At 64.0% G+C, this 19,361-nt stretch carries 21 protein-coding genes; 13 read left to right on the top strand and 8 right to left on the bottom strand.

The genetic code is table 11. The features are described 5' to 3' along the window. The first annotated feature begins 7 nt into the window (after window positions 1-7). The gene (locus WJU17_RS11295) at window positions 8-784 is read left to right on the top strand and encodes a metallophosphoesterase family protein (RefSeq protein ID WP_346327501.1); all 777 of its coding nucleotides are present in this window, start codon (window positions 8-10) and stop codon (window positions 782-784) included. Between the two features lie 18 nt (window positions 785-802). Here WJU17_RS11295 and WJU17_RS11290 read toward each other — a convergent pair whose 3' ends face one another. After that, window positions 803-991 (bottom strand): hypothetical protein, encoded by a 189-nt coding sequence (locus tag WJU17_RS11290; protein WP_346327500.1) that lies wholly within the window; start codon window positions 989-991, stop codon window positions 803-805. 81 nt (window positions 992-1,072) lie between these two features. Beyond that, a complete protein-coding gene (locus WJU17_RS11285; RefSeq protein WP_346327499.1) occupies window positions 1,073-1,660 on the bottom strand; it encodes a DUF924 family protein in 588 nt (195 codons plus the stop codon). A 105-nt stretch (window positions 1,661-1,765) separates the two neighbouring features. Here WJU17_RS11285 and WJU17_RS11280 point away from each other — a divergent pair, with 105 nt between their 5' ends. The 9 genes from WJU17_RS11280 to WJU17_RS11240 all read left to right on the top strand — a co-directional run bounded on the left by WJU17_RS11280 (window position 1,766) and on the right by WJU17_RS11240 (window position 11,051). Further along, on the top strand, window positions 1,766-2,914 hold the full coding sequence (locus WJU17_RS11280) for an MlaE family lipid ABC transporter permease subunit (RefSeq protein WP_346327498.1): 1,149 nt from the start codon (window positions 1,766-1,768) through the stop codon (window positions 2,912-2,914). A gap of 4 nt (window positions 2,915-2,918) precedes the next feature. Next, window positions 2,919-3,716: an ABC transporter ATP-binding protein gene (locus WJU17_RS11275; RefSeq protein WP_346327497.1), complete on the top strand. Its 798-nt coding sequence runs from the start codon at window positions 2,919-2,921 to the stop codon at window positions 3,714-3,716. A 9-nt stretch (window positions 3,717-3,725) separates the two neighbouring features. Then, the gene (locus WJU17_RS11270; protein ID WP_346327496.1) at window positions 3,726-4,664 is read left to right on the top strand and encodes an MlaD family protein; all 939 of its coding nucleotides are present in this window, start codon (window positions 3,726-3,728) and stop codon (window positions 4,662-4,664) included. Continuing rightward, the gene (locus WJU17_RS11265) at window positions 4,661-5,302 is read left to right on the top strand and encodes an ABC-type transport auxiliary lipoprotein family protein (protein ID WP_346327495.1); all 642 of its coding nucleotides are present in this window, start codon (window positions 4,661-4,663) and stop codon (window positions 5,300-5,302) included. The genes WJU17_RS11270 and WJU17_RS11265 overlap by 4 nt, the downstream gene beginning before the upstream one ends. Window positions 5,303-5,441: 139 nt before the next feature. Continuing rightward, entirely contained in the window at window positions 5,442-6,137 is a 696-nt protein-coding gene (locus tag WJU17_RS11260; RefSeq protein ID WP_346327494.1) for a DUF6134 family protein, read from the top strand. Window positions 6,138-6,192: 55 nt separating this feature from the next. Then, window positions 6,193-7,632, top strand: a complete 1,440-nt coding sequence (locus WJU17_RS11255; RefSeq protein ID WP_346327493.1) for a deoxyribodipyrimidine photo-lyase — start codon at window positions 6,193-6,195, stop codon at window positions 7,630-7,632. Window positions 7,633-7,637: 5 nt separating this feature from the next. Further along, window positions 7,638-8,990 (top strand): FAD-dependent oxidoreductase, encoded by a 1,353-nt coding sequence (locus WJU17_RS11250; protein ID WP_346327492.1) that lies wholly within the window; start codon window positions 7,638-7,640, stop codon window positions 8,988-8,990. An 8-nt stretch (window positions 8,991-8,998) separates the two neighbouring features. Then, window positions 8,999-9,802 carry a DUF1365 domain-containing protein gene (locus WJU17_RS11245; RefSeq protein ID WP_346327491.1) on the top strand — a complete coding sequence of 268 codons (804 nt, stop codon included), beginning with the start codon at window positions 8,999-9,001 and terminating at the stop codon, window positions 9,800-9,802. After that, window positions 9,774-11,051: a cyclopropane-fatty-acyl-phospholipid synthase family protein gene (locus WJU17_RS11240; protein ID WP_346327490.1), complete on the top strand. Its 1,278-nt coding sequence runs from the start codon at window positions 9,774-9,776 to the stop codon at window positions 11,049-11,051. The genes WJU17_RS11245 and WJU17_RS11240 overlap by 29 nt, the downstream gene beginning before the upstream one ends. A gap of 52 nt (window positions 11,052-11,103) precedes the next feature. Here WJU17_RS11240 and WJU17_RS11235 read toward each other — a convergent pair whose 3' ends face one another. After that, on the bottom strand, window positions 11,104-11,760 hold the full coding sequence (locus tag WJU17_RS11235; RefSeq protein WP_346327489.1) for a ChrR family anti-sigma-E factor: 657 nt from the start codon (window positions 11,758-11,760) through the stop codon (window positions 11,104-11,106). Then, entirely contained in the window at window positions 11,757-12,332 is a 576-nt protein-coding gene (locus tag WJU17_RS11230; RefSeq protein WP_346327488.1) for a sigma-70 family RNA polymerase sigma factor, read from the bottom strand. The genes WJU17_RS11235 and WJU17_RS11230 overlap by 4 nt, the downstream gene beginning before the upstream one ends. A gap of 216 nt (window positions 12,333-12,548) precedes the next feature. Between WJU17_RS11230 and WJU17_RS11225 the strand changes: the two genes are divergently transcribed. After that, window positions 12,549-13,715: a mechanosensitive ion channel family protein gene (locus tag WJU17_RS11225; protein ID WP_346327487.1), complete on the top strand. Its 1,167-nt coding sequence runs from the start codon at window positions 12,549-12,551 to the stop codon at window positions 13,713-13,715. 124 nt (window positions 13,716-13,839) lie between these two features. Further along, window positions 13,840-15,045 carry a mechanosensitive ion channel family protein gene (locus tag WJU17_RS11220; protein WP_346327486.1) on the top strand — a complete coding sequence of 402 codons (1,206 nt, stop codon included), beginning with the start codon at window positions 13,840-13,842 and terminating at the stop codon, window positions 15,043-15,045. A 37-nt stretch (window positions 15,046-15,082) separates the two neighbouring features. On the opposite strand, the gene WJU17_RS11215 is transcribed toward WJU17_RS11220, so the two are convergent. Beyond that, a complete protein-coding gene (locus tag WJU17_RS11215) occupies window positions 15,083-16,300 on the bottom strand; it encodes a dipeptidase (protein ID WP_346327485.1) in 1,218 nt (405 codons plus the stop codon). Window positions 16,301-16,403: 103 nt separating this feature from the next. On the opposite strand from WJU17_RS11215, the gene WJU17_RS11210 reads away from it, so the two are divergent. Beyond that, entirely contained in the window at window positions 16,404-17,423 is a 1,020-nt protein-coding gene (locus tag WJU17_RS11210; RefSeq protein ID WP_346327484.1) for an NADP-dependent oxidoreductase, read from the top strand. 2 nt (window positions 17,424-17,425) lie between these two features. Here the strand turns inward: WJU17_RS11210 and WJU17_RS11205 are convergent, their stop codons facing one another. From WJU17_RS11205 to WJU17_RS11195, 3 genes are all read right to left on the bottom strand, one after another. Beyond that, window positions 17,426-18,454 (bottom strand): SIR2 family protein, encoded by a 1,029-nt coding sequence (locus WJU17_RS11205; protein ID WP_346328939.1) that lies wholly within the window; start codon window positions 18,452-18,454, stop codon window positions 17,426-17,428. A gap of 10 nt (window positions 18,455-18,464) precedes the next feature. Next, window positions 18,465-18,989 carry a pyridoxamine 5'-phosphate oxidase family protein gene (locus WJU17_RS11200; RefSeq protein WP_346327483.1) on the bottom strand — a complete coding sequence of 175 codons (525 nt, stop codon included), beginning with the start codon at window positions 18,987-18,989 and terminating at the stop codon, window positions 18,465-18,467. Between the two features lie 111 nt (window positions 18,990-19,100). Continuing rightward, complete coding sequence (locus WJU17_RS11195; RefSeq protein ID WP_346327482.1) at window positions 19,101-19,361, bottom strand: hypothetical protein; 261 nt, start codon at window positions 19,359-19,361, stop codon at window positions 19,101-19,103.

The following is a 19,361-nucleotide window of genomic DNA, read 5'->3' as shown; positions in this document are numbered from 1 at the left end:
GCCTCGCGTGTTCGGCCTGTTCCGCAAGAAACGCAAGTTCGTCCAGGCGCCGCCCCGGACCTGTGTCTACGCCATCGGCGACATCCACGGCCGCGCCGACCTGCTCCAGCAGGTGCTTGTGCGTATCGAGGATCACGCGGCCCGTTATGCGGGATTCCGCAAGGTGCTGATCACCTTGGGCGACTATGTGGACCGCGGTCCCGACAGTCGGGCCGTCATCGAGCGCTTGCTGTCGCCGCCGCCGGATTTCGAGACCATCCATCTCATGGGCAATCACGAAGATCTGATGCTGCGCTTCCTGAGCCAGCCGGCCGATGGCGCCGTATGGTTCCAGAACGGCGGCCTCGCGACCATGGAGAGCTACGGCGCGCCGCTCGAGGGCGGCTGGGTCATCGACGAAGCCAAGCAGATTCGCGACCGGCTGGCGGCCGTGCTGCCGCCCGAGCATCTGGCGTTCCTGCGCGGCCTTCGCGCGCAGCATGCGGAAGGCGACTACCTGTTCGTGCATGCGGGCGTGCGTCCGGGCGTTCCGCTCGGGCGACAGGACCAGGATGATCTGATGTGGATCAGGGACGAGTTCCTGCGCTCCACCCGCGACCATGGCAAGGTGGTGGTGCACGGCCACTCGGTGGCCTTCAAGCCCGAGGAATATCCCAGCGCCGAGCGGCCCAGCCGGATCGGCATCGACACGGGCGCCTATGCGACGAACAGGCTGACATGCCTCGCGCTCGTAGGCGCCATGCGCTCATGGATCTATACCGAGCCGGACCCGCGCTTCGCGTGATCCGGCTTCGGCGACCGCTCAGTGGTGGTTGTGGTGATCGTGACCCGCGTGGTCGTGGCCATGGCTCTGATCATTGGCCAGCCACTGACGTTCCATGTCGCGGTGCTGCTTCATCCACTTGGCGAACACCCATGACATGCCGCCCATCACCACGAAGGTGAACAGCATGAAGGCAATGAACAGCGGCAACTGATCGGGGTTGTGCATCGCAGATCTCCTGACGGCATTTCAGGTCGTTATATCGCCGGGCGGCCCGGCGGCCAAGGGGTTTTGCCACGCAGGAGCGGCTCAGACCGACGTCCCGAAGGTTTCGCCGCCGCCCTCGAGCCACGCTGTCTCCTCGGGCGTGCTGACGCGGCCCAGGATGTGGTTGCGATGGGGAAAGCGACCGAACCGGGCGATGATGTCGCGGTGCAGGACCGCGTAACGCAGCGCCTCGGCCTCGCCCAGCGCCGTGAACAGGGCCACGCAGCGCGCCTGCATGGCCGGATCCTCGGCGTGCTCGAGCGGCAGGTAGAAAAACTTGCGCATTACCGCCGGCAAGTCGGCATCGTCTCCGCGATCGATGGCGGCGAGGGCGACCGCGAGCGCCTTCGGATCGGTCGAAAAGGCGCGTGGGTCGCCCCGGAACATGTTCCGGGGGAACTGGTCGAGCAGGATGGTCAGCGCCAGCGCGCCTTCCGGGGTGGCGGTCCACCCATCCAACGCGCCCTCGCCAGCCTGCCCCCATGCCTCGCCGAACCGGCGGGCGATCTCGGAATCATAGGCTGCGTCCGGCGTGAACCAGGCCGGATTATCCAGGCCTTCGGGATGATCCGGAGAGGGACGAACGTTTTCGGGGAACCAGAAATCGATGACGGCGTTCACGGTCGTCATGAAAACTCCCTGCAGCTGGTAACCCCGTTACCGTATACAGACGCGGCGGTGATTGCCAAGCCTCTGGAATGTCGGCGATACTGCGGCTAGGAGCCTGGAGGGTACATGGGGCAGGGGTTGGCCACCGGCACGACGCCGTGGATTTCCGAGGAAAAGAGCGAGGCCGGCCTGACGCTTCAGGCGGGCGGCGCGTGGATCGTCGGTCATTCACCATCCCTTTATCAAACGCTCGAGGCGCTGAAGCCTCGCGGCGAGGCGCCGATCATCGTGGATCTCAGCCGTATCGAGCGGCTGGACACGGCAGGCGCGTGGCTGCTCTACCGCACCGTCCGCGATCTGCGCGCCCAGGGCCTCGATGTTGAATACACCGGCGGTACCGAACAGCAGCGCGCGCTCATCGAACAGGCGAGCCTGAACGACGCGCTATGCCTGATCGAGCCGCCCCAGCCGAATGTGCTGATCCGGGTGCTGGAGGATGTCGGCGCAGGCGTCGTCAGAGTGGGGGCGCAGGTCCAGGCCTCGCTGGGTTTCGTCGGGCTCGTGCTCGAGGCTCTGTGGCGCTCCATTCTCAATCCGCGCCGGTTCAGGCTCACCGCCACCGTGCGTCAGATGGAACTGGTCGGTCTGAACGCCCTGCCGATCGTCGGCCTCATCTCGTTCCTGATCGGCATCGTCATCGCCTATCAGGGCGCCTATCAGCTTCGCTTCTTCGGCGCCGAAATCTTCACCGTCAATCTGGTGGTGACCGCGGTGCTGCGCGAGTTCGGCATCCTGCTGTCGGCCATCATCATCGCCGGCCGCTCCGGCAGCGCCTTCACGGCCGAGATCGGGTCGATGAAGATGCACCAGGAAATCGACGCGATGGACACGCTCGCGATCTCGCCACTGGATACGCTGGTCGTGCCGCGCGTCGTGGCGCTGATCGTGATGATGCCGATCCTGACCTTCTATTCGGATATCGTCGGCCTGCTCGGCGGCGCGGTGATCTCCTGGCTGACCCTGGACATCACGCCGCAGCAGTTCCTCGAGCGCACCCACGATGTGATCCTGGGCTGGGATTTGGGGGTCGGCCTGATCAAGGCGCCCATCTTCGGTGCGATCATCGCGCTGATCGGCTGTTACGAAGGCCTGTCGGTGGAAGGCAGTGCCGAGAGCGTCGGCCAGCGGACCACCAAGTCCGTCGTCGAATCCATCTTCATGATCATCGTGCTCGACGCCTTCTTCGCCGTCTTCTTCACCTCGCTGGGGATCTAGCGGCATGGTCGATTCCGACATGAAGGACGACGAGAACATCGCTATTTCCATTCGCGGGCTGGAGGTCGGATTCGACGGCAAGTCGCCGGTGATCGAGAATCTGGATCTGGATATCCGCAAGGGCGAGGTGATCGGCATCGTCGGCGGCTCCGGCACGGGCAAATCCGTGCTCATGCGCACGATCATCGGCCTCAACAAGGCGCAGGCCGGCTCGGTCTGGGTGTTCGGCGAGGACTTCCTGTCCCTGACCAACTCGGAACAGCGCCGTATCGAACGGCGCTGGGGCGTTCTGTTCCAGGAAGGCGCGCTGTTCACGGCGTTGACGGTGGCGCAGAACGTCGAGGTGCCGCTGCGCGAGCACATCCCTGGCATGCCGCAGATTCTCATGGACGAACTGGCCTCCATGAAACTCAGCATGGTCGGCCTGCCGCCGGATGCGGCGCCGAAATATCCCTCGGAACTGTCGGGCGGCATGAAGAAGCGCGCCGGTATCGCGCGCGCCATCGCGCTCGATCCGGATATCCTGTTTCTCGACGAGCCGACGGCCGGGCTCGATCCGATCGGCGCGGCGGCGTTCGACGAACTGATCCGCAAGCTGCACGACGCGCTCGGCCTGACCGTGGTGATGATCACCCACGATCTGGACTCGCTGAACGCCATCTGCGACCGGATTGCCGTGCTCGCGGACAAACGTGTTAAATTGGTGGGAACGATGGACGACATGCTGCAGAGCGACCATCCGTGGATTCGAGAGTACTTCCACGGTCCCCGGTCACGCGCTGCGGGTCTCGGAAAGCAATAGAGAATAAACATGGAAACCCGTGCGCATCACGTCCTGATCGGCAGCTTCGTCCTGATGATGTTCGTTGGCCTCATCGCCTTCTTTTTCTGGGCGGCCAAGGTCGATATCGACAAGGACTACAACTACTACAACATCTACTTCGATACGCCGGTGACCGGTCTGGGCAAGGCGGGCGAGGTGCGCTTCAACGGCCTGCTGGTGGGCGAGGTGCGCCAGATCGCCGTCGATCCGCGCAAGGCGAGCCGGGTCAAGGTCACCATCCGCGTTTTCTCGAACACGCCGGTCACCACCGATACCATCGCCACGCTTGAGGTCATGGGCTTCACGGGCGTGTCCTTCGTCCAGCTGATCAACGACGACAAGGACGACAAGCCGGGCCAGCCGCTTTCGACCCCGGAAGGCGAGGAATACCCGATCATTCCGTCGCGCATCACCGGGCTGCAGGGCGTGTTCCGCACCGCGCCCGAGGTTCTCGCTTCGGCGATCAGGGTGCTGGACCAGGCGAACAAGCTGATCAGCGACGAGAACATCGGCAAGGTCTCGCGCATTCTCGACAATGTCGAAACCACCAGCGGCGGCGTTGCCGCCATGACACCGGATCTGCAGGCCACCATCGCCCAGGCCCGCGACACGATGGAACGGGTCAACAGGGTTGCCGCCAATGTGGAGACCATGACCGCGCAGGACGTTCCCGCGGCGTTGGCAGATATCCGCAAGGCGGCCAGGAACTTCGAGCAGGTCAGCGACAATTTGAACCAGATGATTGCTGAAAACCGGGGCGCGGTCAGCAATTTCACCGGCACCGCCTTGCCCGAGATCGGCCAGTTCGCCACCGAGGCGCGCCGCGCCGCGGCATCGCTCAACCGGGTGCTCGAGCGGATCGAGCAGAGCCCGACCGATTTCCTCTTTCCGCCCAAGACGCCCCAGATCGAGGCTCCCAAACCATGATGCCGATCCGTCTCACGCGCCGCCTTGGCGTCGCCGCGCTGTCCCTCTTGATGCCGGTCCTGCTCACCGCCTGCGGCGGTCTGGTCAAGCTGCCCAATTCCGGTCCGGCGCCGGGCCTCTACAACCTCACCGCGCCGTCCACCGTCGGCGCGTCCGGGACCGAAGCTCTTTTGCTGATCGAGGACCCGACCGTTTCCGGCGGGCTCGACACCACGCTCATCGCGCGGCGGTCGTCCCCCAACGAATTGCAGTTCTTCGCCGAGGCGCGTTGGGCGGGACGTCCGTCCGTCATGCTCCAGAACACGCTGGTCGAAACCTTCGAGGGGGCGGGTCAGGCCGTGAGCCAAGCCCGCGGCGGCGCCGTCGTCCCCGCCCAGTACGAACTGCAGGTCAATCTGCGCGATTTCCAGGCCGAATACTTCCAAGGCGCCCAGACACCCACGGTGCGCGTGCGGCTGGCGATCAGTCTCGTTCGGCTGGGCCCGCTGGCGTCCGCCGGCCGCACGGTCATCGAAACGACCGTGCAGGCGACATCCCCTGAAATGCCGGCTGTCATTGCCGCGTTCGATCAGGCGGTGCACGACGCGCTTGGGCAGACCGTTGCCTGGACGACGGAGCGAATGCGCGCGGCGCCCTGACCGCGTCGCCGCTTTCGGGTCGTCGTTCCCCGTGCTAGCCTCTCGGCGCGGGTAAGGGCGGACGAGACCGCGTGGCGGTGATCGAATCCTTGGGGGAACCCGTAAGAGCTTCGAACGTTGAGCTTTCGGGAGACACCGGATGCACTGGAAGAGGCCCATCGCACTGACGCTTGTGCTGGGGGTGATGGCGATGGCCACACCCGCGGCGCCGGAAGTCCTCGCTGGCGAAGCTGGGGTTCCTCAAGACGGTACCATTGAATTCGCCGTGTTCCGCAAGGGTGACCGCATCGGCACCCACAAGCTCACCTTCGTGGAGAAGGGCGACAAGCTCGAGGTCCGCGTCGATGTCAGTCTCAAGGTCGACCTGCTGTTCGTCACCGTCTACCGCTACCAGCACGAAGCGCTGGAGGTCTGGGACAGCGGCCGGCTCGTCGCCTTTGAAAGCTCCACCCAACAAAACGGCAAGAAGTGGGAGGTCGAGGCCCATTCGGGCGAAGACGCGCTTCTGGTCAGGACGAACGACCAGCAGCGCGTGCTGCCGGACACGCTGCCGCCGACCAGCTACTGGAAGCGGGGCATGCTGGATCAGCCGCGCTGGTTCAATACCCAGTATGGCTCGCCCATCGACGTGGACGTGGCGCCGCTCGGCACCGAAAAGGTCGAGGCTGTCGGCCAGCCCGTCGAGGCGCACCGCTACAAGGTGACCGGGATCATCGCCGAGACCGGCAAGCCGGTCGACATGGACCTCTGGTATGACGACAGCGGCGAACTGGTGAAGATGCAGTTCGTCGCCGTGGCCGATGGCTCGCTGATCGAGTTCGAGCGAATCAGTTGAAGGTTTCCGGCCAGGCGGCCTGATCCGCCGCGCCCGCGCGGGCGTAAGAACCAGCATGACAACATCGTCGCCGCTCATCCTATGGTTCCGGTCGGATCTGCGCCTCGCGGACCATCCGGCGCTGATGGCGGCCGCCCGCACCGGACGTCCGGTCATCCCGGTCTTCGTGCTGGACGAAGGCAACAGACACGCCGCGCCCGGCGCCGCGAGCCGCTGGTGGCTCCATCACAGTCTGACGCAGCTGTCCGGCGCGCTGGGCGCGCTGGCCTCCCGGCTGGTCCTGCGGCGCGGCAACGCGGCCCGGATCATGCCGGACCTGCTCCGTGAGACCGGGGCTGGCGGCATCGTCGCCAGCGCCTCGCACGAGCCCCGGCAGCGCGCCGTGGAACGGCTGCTGACAGATGCCGGCGTGCCGCTCAGGCTGTTCGCGGGCAATCATCTGTTTCCACCCGGCACGATCCTGAATGGCAGCGGCGCGCCCTATCGGGTGTTCACGCCCTTCTACAAGGCTTGCCTGAACGCCCCGCCGCCCGCCGCCCCGCTCGACGCGCCCGCCGCGATCGCCGCGCCTGGCGAGTGGCCCGGCAGCGACAGGCTGGAGGACTGGGACTTATTGCCCCGCGCGCCCGACTGGGCGGGCGGGCTGCGCGAGACATGGACACCCGGCGAGGCAGGGGCGGCGGCGCGGCTCGAGGCGTTTCTCGACCGCGCCGCTCCTGCCTATGACACCGCGCGTGATCTGCCGGCTCAGCCCGGTACGTCGCGCCTTTCGCCACATCTGCATTTCGGCGAAATCAGCGCGCGCCAGGTGTGGCATGCCGCCACGCATCATCCTGATGCAGGGAGCACCGGCATGGCGACCTTCCTGCGCGAAATCGGCTGGCGCGAATTCTCGTGCCATCTGCTGCATCACTGCCCGGAGATGACCCATCGTCCGCTGCGCGCCGAGTTCGAGAACTTTCCCTGGCGCGACGATCCTGCGGGCCTGCGCGCGTGGCAGCGTGGCGAAACCGGATATCCCATTGTCGATGCCGGCATGCGTGAACTCTGGCATACCGGTTTCATGCACAATCGCGTGCGGATGATCGCCGCGTCTTTTCTGGTCAAGGATCTGCGCATCGACTGGCGGCGCGGCGCGGCCTGGTTCCTCGATACGCTGGTGGACGCGGACACGGCCGCCAATTCGTCCAACTGGCAATGGGTGGCCGGCTGTGGTACTGATGCAGCACCGTATTTTCGGGTTTTCAACCCGGCGCTGCAGGCGCGAAAATTCGATCCCGAGGGCGGGTATATCCGCCGCTGGGTGCCGGAGTTGGGCAATGTTCCGGCGGCTCACGTGGCGGAACCATGGTCGATGATGGCGTATGACCGCGAGGCGATAGGGTTGAGGCTTGGGCAAACTTATCCGCACCGGATTGTCGATCATGGCGAGGCCCGCAAGGCGGCCTTGGCCGCGCTCGGCGAAATGAACGAGAACGCTTCGGTTTTGAATTGAGACATATGACAACGACGGGCCAGCCAAACATCATTCCGCTTCGGCAACCGGTAACCACGCCGGCGCAGCGCATCGCCGTGATCGGCTCGGGCGCGGCCGGGCTGGGCGCGGCATGGACCCTGTCGAAGCGCCACCGCGTCACGCTCTATGAGGCGGACACCCGGCTCGGCGGCCACAGCCACACCATGGTGGCTCCGACCATCATCGGCGATGTCCCGGTGGATACGGGTTTCATCGTCTACAATGAGATCAACTACCCCAATCTCGTCGCCATGTTCGAGCATCTCGGGGTCGAGACCTCGGGAAGCGACATGTCCTTCGCCGTGTCGATCCGCGATGGGCGCTTGGAATATTCAGGCACCGGCATGTCAGGCCTCTTTGCCCAGCGCCGCAACATGGCCCGGCCGCTCTACTGGCGGATGGTCTGGGATCTGCTGCGCTTCTACCGGGAAATGCCGGTACTGCTCGAGCGCGAGGGCCTGGAGGACATCACCCTTGGCCAGCTTCTCGACCGGCAGCGTTACTCGAAATATTTCCGGTTCAACCATCTTTACCCGATGGCCGCCGCGATCTGGTCCATGCCGGTCCACAAGATCGAGGACTTCCCCGCCGCCACCTTCATCCGCTTCTACAAGCAGCATGGCCTGCTGACTCTCAAGGGCCGGCCGCGCTGGCGCACGGTCACCGGCGGCAGCCAATCCTATGTTCAGGCCATCCTCGCCGACTTCGCCGGTGACATCCGCTCCGGCCATCCGGTGCGCACCGTCTCGCGGGACGCCTCGGGTGTCATGGTGAAGACCGATGCGGACGATGGCATTGTCTACGATCAGGTGGTTCTGGCGGCTCATGGCGACCAGTCCTACCGCATGCTGGCGACGCCGACCGCGCTGGAGCGCGAGGTGATGGGGGCCTTTGATTACGAGCGCAACACGGTCGTCCTCCATAGCGACGAGAGCCTGATGCCGCGCCGGCGCGAAGTGTGGTCGAGCTGGAACTATCTTTCCAGCGGCGCCGAGGACGTGGAAGGCCGGCTTTCCGTCACGTACTGGATGAACCGCCTGCAGGCCATCGATTCCCGCGTACCGCTGTTCGTCACTCTCAACCCGCTGCACGAGCCTCGCCCGGAGAGCCTGATCGCGCGGCTCTCCTACGATCACCCCTCCTTCGACGCCAAGGCGCTGGCGGCGCAAAAGCGTCTGCCGGAAATCCAGGGTGCCGACCGGATCTGGTATTGCGGCAGTTATTTCGGCTACGGCTTCCACGAAGACGCCTTCACGTCGGGCCTCGACGTGGGCGTCGCTCTGGGCGCCGCCCTTCCCTGGTCCACCGCGCCGGCCACAGAAGCCGCCGTCGCGTGAGCACGGCCATGCGGTCCGCCCTTTATGACGCCGTGGTGATGCATCACCGGGTCCGGCCGTTCCGGCACCGCTTCACCTACAAGGTCTTCTCGTTGCTGCTTGATGTGGACGAACTGGACCGGCTGTCCAGCGGCCTTCGCCTGTTCTCGCGCAACCGCTTCAACCTGTTCAGTTTCCGCGATGCCGATTTCGGTCCCGGCGACGGCACGGCGCCCCGCGTCTGGGTGGAACGGACCCTGCGCGCGCAGGGCTACGACTTTCCGGTCGGGACCGTCGATCTGCTATGCTTCCCGCGCATCCTCGGCTACGTGTTCAATCCGCTCAGCATCTACTACGTGCGCGACGTTTCGGGCGTCTTGCGTGCCATACTCTATGAAGTCACCAATACCTACAGGGACCGGCACAGCTATCTGCTGCCGGTGACGGGCGATTCCGGCTCCGTGCGCCAGGCCTGCGACAAGAACATGTATGTCTCGCCGTTCATCGGCATGGAGGCGCGCTATCATTTCCGGCTCGCGGATCCAGGCGAGGCGCTGGCCGTGGCGATTCGCGAGGCCACGCCGGAAGGCAACATCCTGTTCGCCGCGTTGTCGGGCGTGCGCAAGCCGCTGACCGATGGCATACTGATGCGGATGTTCTTCCGGCATCCCCTGATGACGCTCAAAATCATCGGGGGCATCCACTGGGAGGCATTCAGGCTGTGGCGCAAGGGAGCCCGTGTCTTCCGGCACCCGCCGCCGCCGGGAACGAAGGTTACGGGCGAACAGGTGGCGGGGGACGTCGATGAACCACTTTATGCCGCCAGAGGATAGGCCGATCGGGCGTATCGCCGCCCGGGGTCTCGGCTTGCCCAAGCTGGCGCTGGGCGGGGTCGGTCGCCTGCTGGGCCGCGTCGGCGAGGCCCAGGTCTTCGGGTTCGCCGAACGCCATCTGGAAACGGGCACGCTGAGTATCGAGCTGCCATCGGGCGAGCGGCGGACGATCAGCGGCGCGGTGCCCGGTCCCGCGGCCGACATTCAGTTCCGCGACTGGAACGCGCTGCGCCGTCTGTTCGCCGAAGGCAGCGTGGGGTTCGCCGACTCCTATGTGGAGGGTCATTGGGAGACCGCCGATCTGGCCGCGCTGATCGAACTGGCCGCCCGCAACCGTCTGGGCACGCGGCGCGAGGTTCAGGGCCACCGGCTCTCCCAGGCGCTGCAGCGTCTGGCGCACGCCATGCGGCCCAATTCGCGCAAGGGCAGTCGGCGCAACATCGCCGCCCATTACGATCTGGGCAATGCCTTCTATACGTCCTGGCTCGACGACACGATGACCTATTCCTCCGGTGTGTTTCCTACCGAGGACACCACTCTTGAAGAGGCGCAGCGCCACAAGTACCGGCGGCTGCTGGACATGATCGACCCAAAACCGGGCGAGCGCATTCTCGAGATCGGCTGTGGCTGGGGCGGATTCGCCGAATTCGCGGCGCGTGAGCGCGGCGTCGACGTCACCTCGATCACCATCTCCGAGGAGCAGTTCCGTTTCGCGAGCGAGCGGGTGCAGCGCGCCGGCCTCGGCAACCAGGTCTCGGTGCAGCTCATCGACTACCGTGACGTCACCGGTCATTACGATCATCTGGTGTCGATCGAGATGTTCGAGGCGGTCGGCGAGAAGTACTGGCCCACCTTCTTCGGCAAGATCGCGCAAACCGTGCGTCCCGGCGGCCGTGCCGCGCTCCAGGTCATCACCATCAGCGAGGATGCCTATGACCGCTATCGCCGCCGGCCGGACTTCATCCAGACCCACATCTTTCCGGGCGGCATGCTGCCGTCGATCAGCGCGTTCCGCGAGCAGGTCGGCAAGGCGGGCCTGACCGTGCTCAACGAGGCGTTCTACGCCGACCACTATGCGCGCACGCTGCGGCTGTGGCGCGAACGGTTCGAGATCGCGGCGGACCGCTTGCGGTTCGACGGGCTCGACGACCGCTTCCGGCGGCTGTGGCGCTACTACCTGGCCTATTGCGAAGGCGGCTTTCGCGCCAACACCATCGATGTGATGCAGGTCGGCCTGATCCGTGAATGACGACAAACGGCGCCGCCCGGGAGGCGGCGCCGTCAATGATCTCGCGGCGGGTTCAGAATTTCAGGAACGGGTTGACCAGCGTGCCCAGCAGGCCGCTGACCTTGATCGGCGCGCTCAGCACCGCCAGGCAGATGCATTCCTCGCCCATGTCGGCGACGGGCTGGTGCCGGACGCTGCCGTCGCAGATCTGGATGTCGCCTCGGCCATAATGGCCGCCTTCGTCGCGAAACCCGCCCGACAGCACCACCGTGTATTCAACGCCGCCATGGGTGTGGTGCGGCACCGCGTGGCCGGGCTGGATGCGCAGGATCACCGCCCGATGGTCACGGTTGCCCAGCGGCAGAACCGCTTCCTGTACGTTCTTGCCCCAGCGGGTCCATGCCAGCCGGTCCAGGCTTTCCGGAACATACCGCCACAGCGGCGCCGGCAGCACCCGGCGGGTCTGCGCGTCGGGCATGGGAGCGGGCACCGTCAGCAGGCCGTCGGTATCGTCGAGGCGTGTGAGCGTGTCCGTCAGCAAGGTGGCAGAGACGGATTCCGGTTCCAGCTGGTCGAACAGCATGCCGCCGGCGGCTTCCAGCGCGCGGTAGCGGGCCCGCGCCTCGGAATCGAGGGCGAGCTGTGTGGCCACTGCCAATGCCGGGCCTTCCGGCAACGCGCCGCTCGCGTAATCGAGCAGCAAGCTGTCCTGCTCCAGGGTAGCGCTCAAGGGGTGTGGTCTCCCATCATGCCGCGCAGACGCGCGAGCGCCAGCCGGATACGCGATTTGACGGTACCCAGCGGCAGGTTGAGTTCGGCGGATATGGCGCCGTGCGATTTGTCCTCGAAGAACGCCAGCTGCAGCACCTGGCGCTGTTCCTCCGGCAATTGCGCGATGGAGCCGCGCAAGTCGGTCGCCGCCTGATCCAGCGCCACCACGTCGGCGGCGTCGGAACCGGCTTCCGGCCCGGGCATGTCCAGCGGGTCGATATCCGGGCGGATTTCCCGGCGCAGCATGTCGATCCGCTTGTTGCGGGCAATGGTGAAGATCCAGGTCGACAGAGCGGCGCGGGTGCGGTCGAACTGTGCCGCCTTGTTCCACACCACGATCATGGCTTCCTGCGCGATCTCTTCCGCCGTCTCGGCATCGGCCCCGCCGCGGAGCATGAACGCCTTCAGGCGGGGAGCGAAATGCTCGAACAGCTGGACGAAGGCCGTGCGGTCGCGCTGCTGGGCAACGCGTTCCACCAGCGCTTCGAGTCGATTGGTCATTTCAGGGGACGAGACGGTCCTCTGTTGCATACCCCTGTTTCTCGCTGCTCGCCGCCACTGGGTGCGCGGCTGCCCGATCGTAGTCGGTGCGGCTGCCTGTGTCATCCATGCCTCGTCTCTGTACGTTGTTGATACGGTAGCCCGCTGCGGCTAGATCACGGGTTCACAGCGGGAATCTCGCTGCGCCGCGCACTCTTTCGGCGCTCCCGCGTTGATGACGCGTTTCCAACGGCGTGGATGCGATAGATGGACGGCATGCAAGGTTTCTGGGATTTGACGGTGGATGTGTGGAACAGGGGTTTGTTCGGCACCACGGTGGGCGACATCCTCATCGCCATCTTCATCGTCGTCGTCGCCGTGATGGTACGCGGCCTGTTTTCCCGCTTCGTGGTTGCCAATCTCAGCCGGCTGACCGCCCGGACCCAGAATCGGCTGGACGACATGGTGATCGATGCGATCGCGCCGCCACTCAGACTGCTGCCAGTCATCCTCGGTCTTTATCTGGCGTTCCGTTTCCTCGAGCCCGCGCCCGTGTACTGGCGCACGGCTGAGACCATTATCCGCTCGCTCGTCGCTTTCGCCATTTTCTGGGCGATTTTCCGGGCGGTCACGCCGGTGAGCCAGGCCGCCTCGCCCCTGCGTACCGTGCTGGGTGCCGAAACCCTCGACTGGCTGGTGAAGGCGGTGCGGATCGTCGTCGCCTTTATTGGCGGCGCCATCATCCTGGAAATGTGGGGCATCGCCGTTGGCCCGCTGCTCGCCGGTCTGGGCCTGTTCGGCGTCGCGGTGGCCCTGGGCGCGCAGGACCTGTTCAAGAACCTCATCGCGGGGATGGCGATCCTTACCGAAAAGCGCTTCTCCAAGGGCGAAGCGGTCAGCGTCAACGGGGTCGAAGGGTCGGTGGAATCCATCGGCTTCCGCTCGACCTTCATCCGCCGGGGCGACCGGGCGCCCGTCTATGTGCCGAACACGCAGATGGCGGATAACGCCGTGGTCAATCTCAGCCGGCGGAATCATTTGCGGATCAACTGGGTGCTCGGTCTCGACTACCGCACGAGCGCCGCCCAGCTTCGCCGCATCCGGAGCGAGATCGAGGCCTATATCACCGGTAACGATGATTTCGCGGTGCCGCCCGAGGCTGACGTGGTCGTTCGGATCGACGCGCTGAATACCTCGAGCATCGACATCAACGTCCAGTGTTTCACCAAGACGGCGCGGGCGCGTGACTTCGAAGTCACGAAGGAGGAGCTCCTGCTCGCGATCATGGACATCGTCGAAGCGGCCGGCGCCGGCTTCGCCTTTCCATCCCAGTCTCTCTATGTGGAAAAGATGCCCGCCCGTCCGGCCGCCGTACCGGACGATGGTCCGGATCGACCGGCGACACGGCCTGATCTGCGTCCTGTAAGCGAATAATCGGCGGTCTTCCGCCACAGCAATAGCGGGATGCCGTATTGTAAAACTTTCGGCCCGCGAGGGTTGCGGTCAATGCAATCGGGCGTCTAGGGTTTGCCAGCTGATTCACTGGCGGGAATGATTGATGGTTGAACTAAGAGAATTCTGGGAAATTGTTCAGGATGTCTGGAACGAGGGGCTGTTCGGCGCCACTGTCGGACAGATATTGATCGCCTTGGGCATTCTGGTTCTCGCCATTATCGTCCGCCGTCTGTTCGCGCGTCTCGTCATCTCCAATCTCCGGGTGCTCACCCAGCGGACACGCGGTCAGTTCGACGATCTGGTGCTGGACGCGATCGACCCGCCCCTGCGCCTCGTTCCCGTCATCTTGGGCATCTATCTGGCGTTCCGCTCGCTGGACATGGACCCGGACTATTGGGACACGCTGGTCACGCTGGTCCGGTCACTTGTCGCCTTCACTATTTTCTGGGCGATCTTCCGGGCGGTCACGCCGCTCAGCCAGGTGTTCGAGCGGCTGAACGGCATGCTCGGCGAAGCCACGGTGCAGTGGATCGTCAAGGCGCTCAAGGTGATCGTCGCCTTCATCGGCGGCGCGGTGATCCTGCAGATGTGGGGCATCGAGGTCGGCCCGCTGCTCGCCGGTCTCGGCCTGTTCGGCGTCGCGGTGGCCCTCGGCGCGCAGGATCTGTTCAAGAACCTCATCGCCGGCGTGCTCATCCTGGTGGAAAAGCGCTTCGCGCCCGGCGAATGGGTGCTGGTGGATGGCGTCGTCGAGGGCACGGTGGAGTCCATCGGCTTCCGCTCCACCTTCATCCGGCGTTTCGACAAGGCACCGGTTTTCGTGCCGAACGCCAAGCTGTCGGACAATGCTGTGACCAATTTCAGCCGCATGACCCATCGCCGGATCTATTGGAAGATCGGCGTGGAATACGGCGCCACGACAGAACAGCTGCGCGAAATCTGCTCGGCGATCGAAGAGTATGTCGTCGGCAACGAGGAGTTCGCCGGCCGCGACGAAGTCTCGACCTTCGTGCATGTGGATGCTTTCAACGCCTCCAGCATCGACATCATGCTGTACTGCTTCACGAAGACCACCAATTGGGGCGACTGGCTGAAGATCAAGGAAGAGCTGGCCTACCGGATCAAGGAAATCGTCGAGGGCGCTGGCAGTGCTTTCGCCTTCCCCAGTCAGTCGGTGTACCTGGAAAAAGTCCCGTTCGACGTGCCGGAAACCTTCATGCCGCCGGGCGAGAAGGCGCAAGGCGAAGGGAAGGGCCGCGAAGGCGACCCGAATACAGATGGCGAAAACGCCACACGGAACGCGGCCTGAGCGAGACCGGAGCGGCGGCGCGGGAGGTTGAGGCTCGCTACCGCGCGGCCGCCTCGGCCGCCCGCCAGACGCGCAGCAGATTGCCGCTCCACAGCTTGCCGATATCGCCCTCCGAGTAGCCGCGCTTCAGCAGCTCGCGGGTGACGTTGGCGGTTTCAGAGGCATCCTCCCAGCCGTCGATGCCGCCGCCGCCACCGAAATCCGAGGCGATACCCACATGCTCGATCCCGGCGAGCGCCACCGCGTGATCGATGTGATCGACGAGATCGGCGACGCCGGCGCGGCCATACGTCGCATGCAATGCCTTCAGCCGCTCCATGTAGGCCGTGCGCTGTTCCGGCGTGATCGCCTTCCACGCGGCCGGACTGGTCAGGCCCAGCTCCTCGCGCAGCGCCTTGATGGCGGCCACCTTCTCGGGCTTCGGCACCCGCAGATAGCTGTCGAAGGCGACCACCTGCACCACACCGCCCTTCGCCGCCAGCGCCAGCAGCGCCCGGTCGCTCAGATTGCGCGGAATGTCGTACACGCCGGACAGCGCCGAATGCGAGGCGATCACCGGCGCGGCCGACGCGTCGATGGCCTGCAGGGTCGTTTCCTCCGAGGCGTGCGACACGTCGACCATCACGCCCAGCCGGTTCATCTCGGCGATGGCGGCGCGGCCCGCGGCCGTCAGGCCGCCATGGGTGTGCGCCGATGCCTCCTCCAGCCGCCCCTGCAGATTGGCGCTGTCGGCCAGATGATTGTCGCCCGAATGGGTCAGCGACATGTAGCGGGCGCCGCGCGCATGGAACTCCGCGATCCGCCCGGCGCCCGGTCCCGCCGGATACAGGTTCTCGACGCCGATGCACGCCGCCAGCCGCCCCGAGCCGACGATGCGCTCCAGTTCATCCGGCGAGGTCGCCAGTCCGATCCGGTCGGGATATTGCTCGGTCTGCCGCCGGATGGCGTCGAACTTCTCCACCGCCTGCCGGTAGGCCTCGGCATAGCCCTCCGGCGTTTCCGGCCCCTGGCCCACATAGACGATGAAGAACCCGGCATCCAGGCCGCCCGCTTTCATCTTGGGCAGGTCCACCTGCATGTCGCTGGCCGCGCCGGGATCGTGTTTGGGCGTGGCGTAGCCTGCGGGAATGTCGATATGGGTGTCCAGCGTCAGCAGCCGCGCGTGCAGCTCGCTCGCCTCGTCGGCGCGCGCGGGCGCCGCCAGCAGCACACCCGCGAGGAATGCCGCGATCACCGCGCCGGCTGGCTGTCTCATCCGCTGCTCCCCCTCGGTTGCCACCCACGCCACGCTAGCGGCGCGGCAGGTGTCGCGCAACTGCCCGCCATGCTAGGCTGACCCCAATGAAAAGGGGAAGTCCATGACCGGCAACACCAACCGCAACTGGGTGCTCGCGCGCCGTCCCGAGGGCGACGATTTCGAAAGCGCGCTGGAATTCCATGAACATGGCAACATTCCTCAGATTCGGGACGGGCAGGTGCTGGTCAAGTCGCTCTACCTCTCCATGGATGCCGGCACCCGCATGTGGATGGGCCCGCGCACCGATGCCTACCAGCCGCCGGTGGTGATCGGCACGCCCATGGCCGGCATGATGATCGGCGAGGTGGTGGAGTCGAAGCGCGCCGACTTCGCCGTGGGCGACCGGCTGCGCACCTTCGGCCACTGGGCGGACTACTCCGTGGCCGACGAGCATTCCGGCCTGTTCCAGAAACTGCCGGTGGAAGACGACATCGACCTGCCGGCCTATCTGGCCATGGGCGGCCCCAATGGCTGGACCGCCTATGTGGGCATCGCCGACGTGGGCAAGGCGAAGGCGGGCGAAACCGTGGTGATCTCGGCGGCGGCGGGCGCCACGGGCTCGCTGGCCGGGCAGGTGGCGCGCAATCTGGGCTGCCGGGTGATCGGCCTCACCAGCCGCGAGGAAAAATGCCGCTGGCTGACCGAGGAACTGGGTTTCGATCACGCCATCAACTACCGCCAGCAGAACCTGTCGCACGAGCTGAACGTGCTGTGCCCCGATGGCGTGGATGTCTATTTCGACAATGTGGGCGGGCAGGTGCTCGACACCATCATGGGCCACATGGCCATGTATGCCCGCATCGCCATCTGCGGCCTGGTTTCGCAATATGCCGACACGGAAAAACGCCCCGGCCCCAGCAATTTCGACCAGCTGCTGATGAAACGCGCCACCGTGCAGGGCTTCTTCTCGCCCGACTGGTTCGACAAGTGCGGCGAGATCGAACGCCAGCTCATGGCGTGGCACCGCGACGGCAAGTTCACCTACAACGTGGAACTGGTCGACGGCCTGGAGAACACGCTGAAGGCCTATCACCGGTTGTTCGACGGGTCGAACAAGGGCAAGGTGATGGTGCGGGTGTGACCTTATCCTAAGCTAAGAGAATATTCTTGGAATAATTCGTTACAAGTAAGGTCTGTTCGTAAATGAATCTTCGATTCAGGCTCGTTTATATTGAAGCTTTCAGAAACTAATTGAGAAACAACCAATTTGTCACTCTCGGACGAACCCTTTAGTGTCCCAAATATCTTTTTAATTTCGCGCGTGGATTTCTTGTCAATTAAATCCATATTCTGACGGTGAAATCCGAAGCCGAGGAATACCACGGTATCAGATTCATCGACAGTGTCTGATATAATTTTTTTTAGTGTAATTTTTTCAAAGCTCTCACTAAATGTATATAATTTGTTAGAGATGTTAATTAAATCTTCTGGGCTAGGGGTGGCCCCAAACGAAATAGATCTCTCTTTAGATTTCCAAGGTAATTCTCCAACAGTTCCATACGGGTGAATTATATGTAATGTTTTGGTGATCTCTTCAGCACGTTCTGGCTTAAGGTTGAAGTACGTGGATAAAGAGTTTTTGATAAAATGTTCTATGCATCTATCGTAGTTGAACACTATCATCGAAACATTATCAAATATATAGTCTATATTTTTGAGGCTAACGCCTCTGCATAATATTTTGAATATCTTATTATACCATGTTTCTGACAGGGCTCTAAAATCAAGAGACGCCTGGTTCGCGCCAAAGAATAACTTGCTAGTTCGTTCAGCGTCCAAAATGGAACGAGCAATTCCTAGCTTTCCACAAAATATCATGTTTGTATCATCTGGGCTGCTGTCTAAATATGAGTCTATAGAAGATGCTAATGGCATTGCCCGGCTTATTCTCAAGCATGAATTTAGTAGTTGATCAGCATCATGGCGTCTAGTTGAGGAAATATGCTGCTGAAGCGCTCGGTAGATGAGTTCATCGCCTGAGGTTTTTTGGAATCCATCAAACTGAAACGTTAAGAGCTTCGCAATTCGTTTCGTGAGGTCATCACCTATAGGGAGATTAACTTCCGCGCTTGCGCCGGCACCGATGATAAATAGCGTACGTGAATCAAACATCGTCACATAATCAGCTCGGCCCGATCTCTTTCCCCGCCGCCACCGCCTCTTCCGTCGCCTTGCGCATCTTCTGGCCGTCATAGCCGATGCGCTTGACCGGGGTCACTTTCAGCACCCGGCGGTTCGGCGTGTCGTTCAGCTTCACGAACAGTTTCTGCGCCTCTTCGTCGCCCCAGCGCAGGCGCTTGGCGAGGGCGGGCAGGAACCAGTCGATGGTCTCGCGGTCGCGCAGCACCTCGCAGGTGCCCTTGTAGGTCAGGCTGCGGCCGCCGGGCACGTCGACGCCCTTGCCGGTGATGGAAATGGACACGCGCGGGTCGCGCTCCACCGCCTGCACCCGCACCCGCAGCGAGGACACGCTCAGCCAGAAACAGCCCTCGTGGAACACATAGGACATGATGACGCCGACGGGCCAGCCTTCCTTGGTCGACCACATGAAGGTGCATTCGTTCTGCGCCTCGATCAGCTGGCGCTCGGCGTCCTCGTCCAGGGTGTAGCCCTTGACGCTGTCGTAATTGAAGGTGTTCCCGCTCATGCCGTCTCTCCCCAGGTTCGGCGGGAAGTGTAACGGGCGTTTCGGGGCGGGCACAATCCCCCCCTTGAGGGGTAGGGGGCGGTTGGCGCGCCACCGTGTTGCGCGGACCTTTCAGTCGCCGCGGCGGAAATCGTCGAGCAGGCTGCCGGTATCGAGCAGGGGTTCGCGGCGGTCTTGCCAGGTGGCGCTGTCGGCGATCATCTCGTGGGCGGCTTCGGCGCCGATGCCGAACACCAGCGCCACGAGGCCGCGCGCGTCGGCGAAGTCATGGGCGCCGCCGCGAAGGATGGCCAGCACCTCCTCATTTTCCGCGCCGTCCGCGAGCATGTCGCGGCAGGCGCGGACCAGGTCGGCGCGCTGGCCTTCATCCAT

The sequence above is a fragment of the Iodidimonas sp. SYSU 1G8 genome, from assembly GCF_039655775.1.
GTDB lineage: Bacteria > Pseudomonadota > Alphaproteobacteria > SMXS01 > SMXS01 > RI-34.
The sequence above is the reverse complement of the archived record's forward strand: the minus strand, read 5'-3'. Positions and strand labels throughout refer to the sequence as shown.

Excerpts from the sequence above, each read along its gene's own strand:
- WJU17_RS11255 (WP_346327493.1), top strand. The coding sequence starts at position 6,193 with ATGACAACATCGTCGCCGCTCATCCTATGGTTCCGGTCGGATCTGCGC.
- WJU17_RS11220 (WP_346327486.1), top strand. The coding sequence starts at position 13,840 with ATGGTTGAACTAAGAGAATTCTGGGAAATTGTTCAGGATGTCTGGAAC.
- WJU17_RS11200 (WP_346327483.1), bottom strand. The coding sequence starts at position 18,989 with ATGAGCGGGAACACCTTCAATTACGACAGCGTCAAGGGCTACACCCTG.
- WJU17_RS11215 (WP_346327485.1), bottom strand. The coding sequence starts at position 16,300 with ATGAGACAGCCAGCCGGCGCGGTGATCGCGGCATTCCTCGCGGGTGTG.
- WJU17_RS11265 (WP_346327495.1), top strand. The coding sequence starts at position 4,661 with ATGATGCCGATCCGTCTCACGCGCCGCCTTGGCGTCGCCGCGCTGTCC.
- WJU17_RS11250 (WP_346327492.1), top strand. The coding sequence starts at position 7,638 with ATGACAACGACGGGCCAGCCAAACATCATTCCGCTTCGGCAACCGGTA.
- WJU17_RS11230 (WP_346327488.1), bottom strand. The coding sequence starts at position 12,332 with ATGCAACAGAGGACCGTCTCGTCCCCTGAAATGACCAATCGACTCGAA.
- WJU17_RS11240 (WP_346327490.1), top strand. The coding sequence starts at position 9,774 with ATGAACCACTTTATGCCGCCAGAGGATAGGCCGATCGGGCGTATCGCC.
- WJU17_RS11285 (WP_346327499.1), bottom strand. The coding sequence starts at position 1,660 with ATGACGACCGTGAACGCCGTCATCGATTTCTGGTTCCCCGAAAACGTT.
- WJU17_RS11270 (WP_346327496.1), top strand. The coding sequence starts at position 3,726 with ATGGAAACCCGTGCGCATCACGTCCTGATCGGCAGCTTCGTCCTGATG.
- WJU17_RS11290 (WP_346327500.1), bottom strand. The coding sequence starts at position 991 with ATGCACAACCCCGATCAGTTGCCGCTGTTCATTGCCTTCATGCTGTTC.
- WJU17_RS11245 (WP_346327491.1), top strand. The coding sequence starts at position 8,999 with ATGCGGTCCGCCCTTTATGACGCCGTGGTGATGCATCACCGGGTCCGG.
- WJU17_RS11205 (WP_346328939.1), bottom strand. The coding sequence starts at position 18,454 with ATGTTTGATTCACGTACGCTATTTATCATCGGTGCCGGCGCAAGCGCG.
- WJU17_RS11210 (WP_346327484.1), top strand. The coding sequence starts at position 16,404 with ATGACCGGCAACACCAACCGCAACTGGGTGCTCGCGCGCCGTCCCGAG.
- WJU17_RS11260 (WP_346327494.1), top strand. The coding sequence starts at position 5,442 with ATGCACTGGAAGAGGCCCATCGCACTGACGCTTGTGCTGGGGGTGATG.
- WJU17_RS11195 (WP_346327482.1), bottom strand. The coding sequence starts at position 19,361 with ATGGATGAAGGCCAGCGCGCCGACCTGGTCCGCGCCTGCCGCGACATG.
- WJU17_RS11275 (WP_346327497.1), top strand. The coding sequence starts at position 2,919 with ATGGTCGATTCCGACATGAAGGACGACGAGAACATCGCTATTTCCATT.
- WJU17_RS11280 (WP_346327498.1), top strand. The coding sequence starts at position 1,766 with ATGGGGCAGGGGTTGGCCACCGGCACGACGCCGTGGATTTCCGAGGAA.
- WJU17_RS11225 (WP_346327487.1), top strand. The coding sequence starts at position 12,549 with ATGGACGGCATGCAAGGTTTCTGGGATTTGACGGTGGATGTGTGGAAC.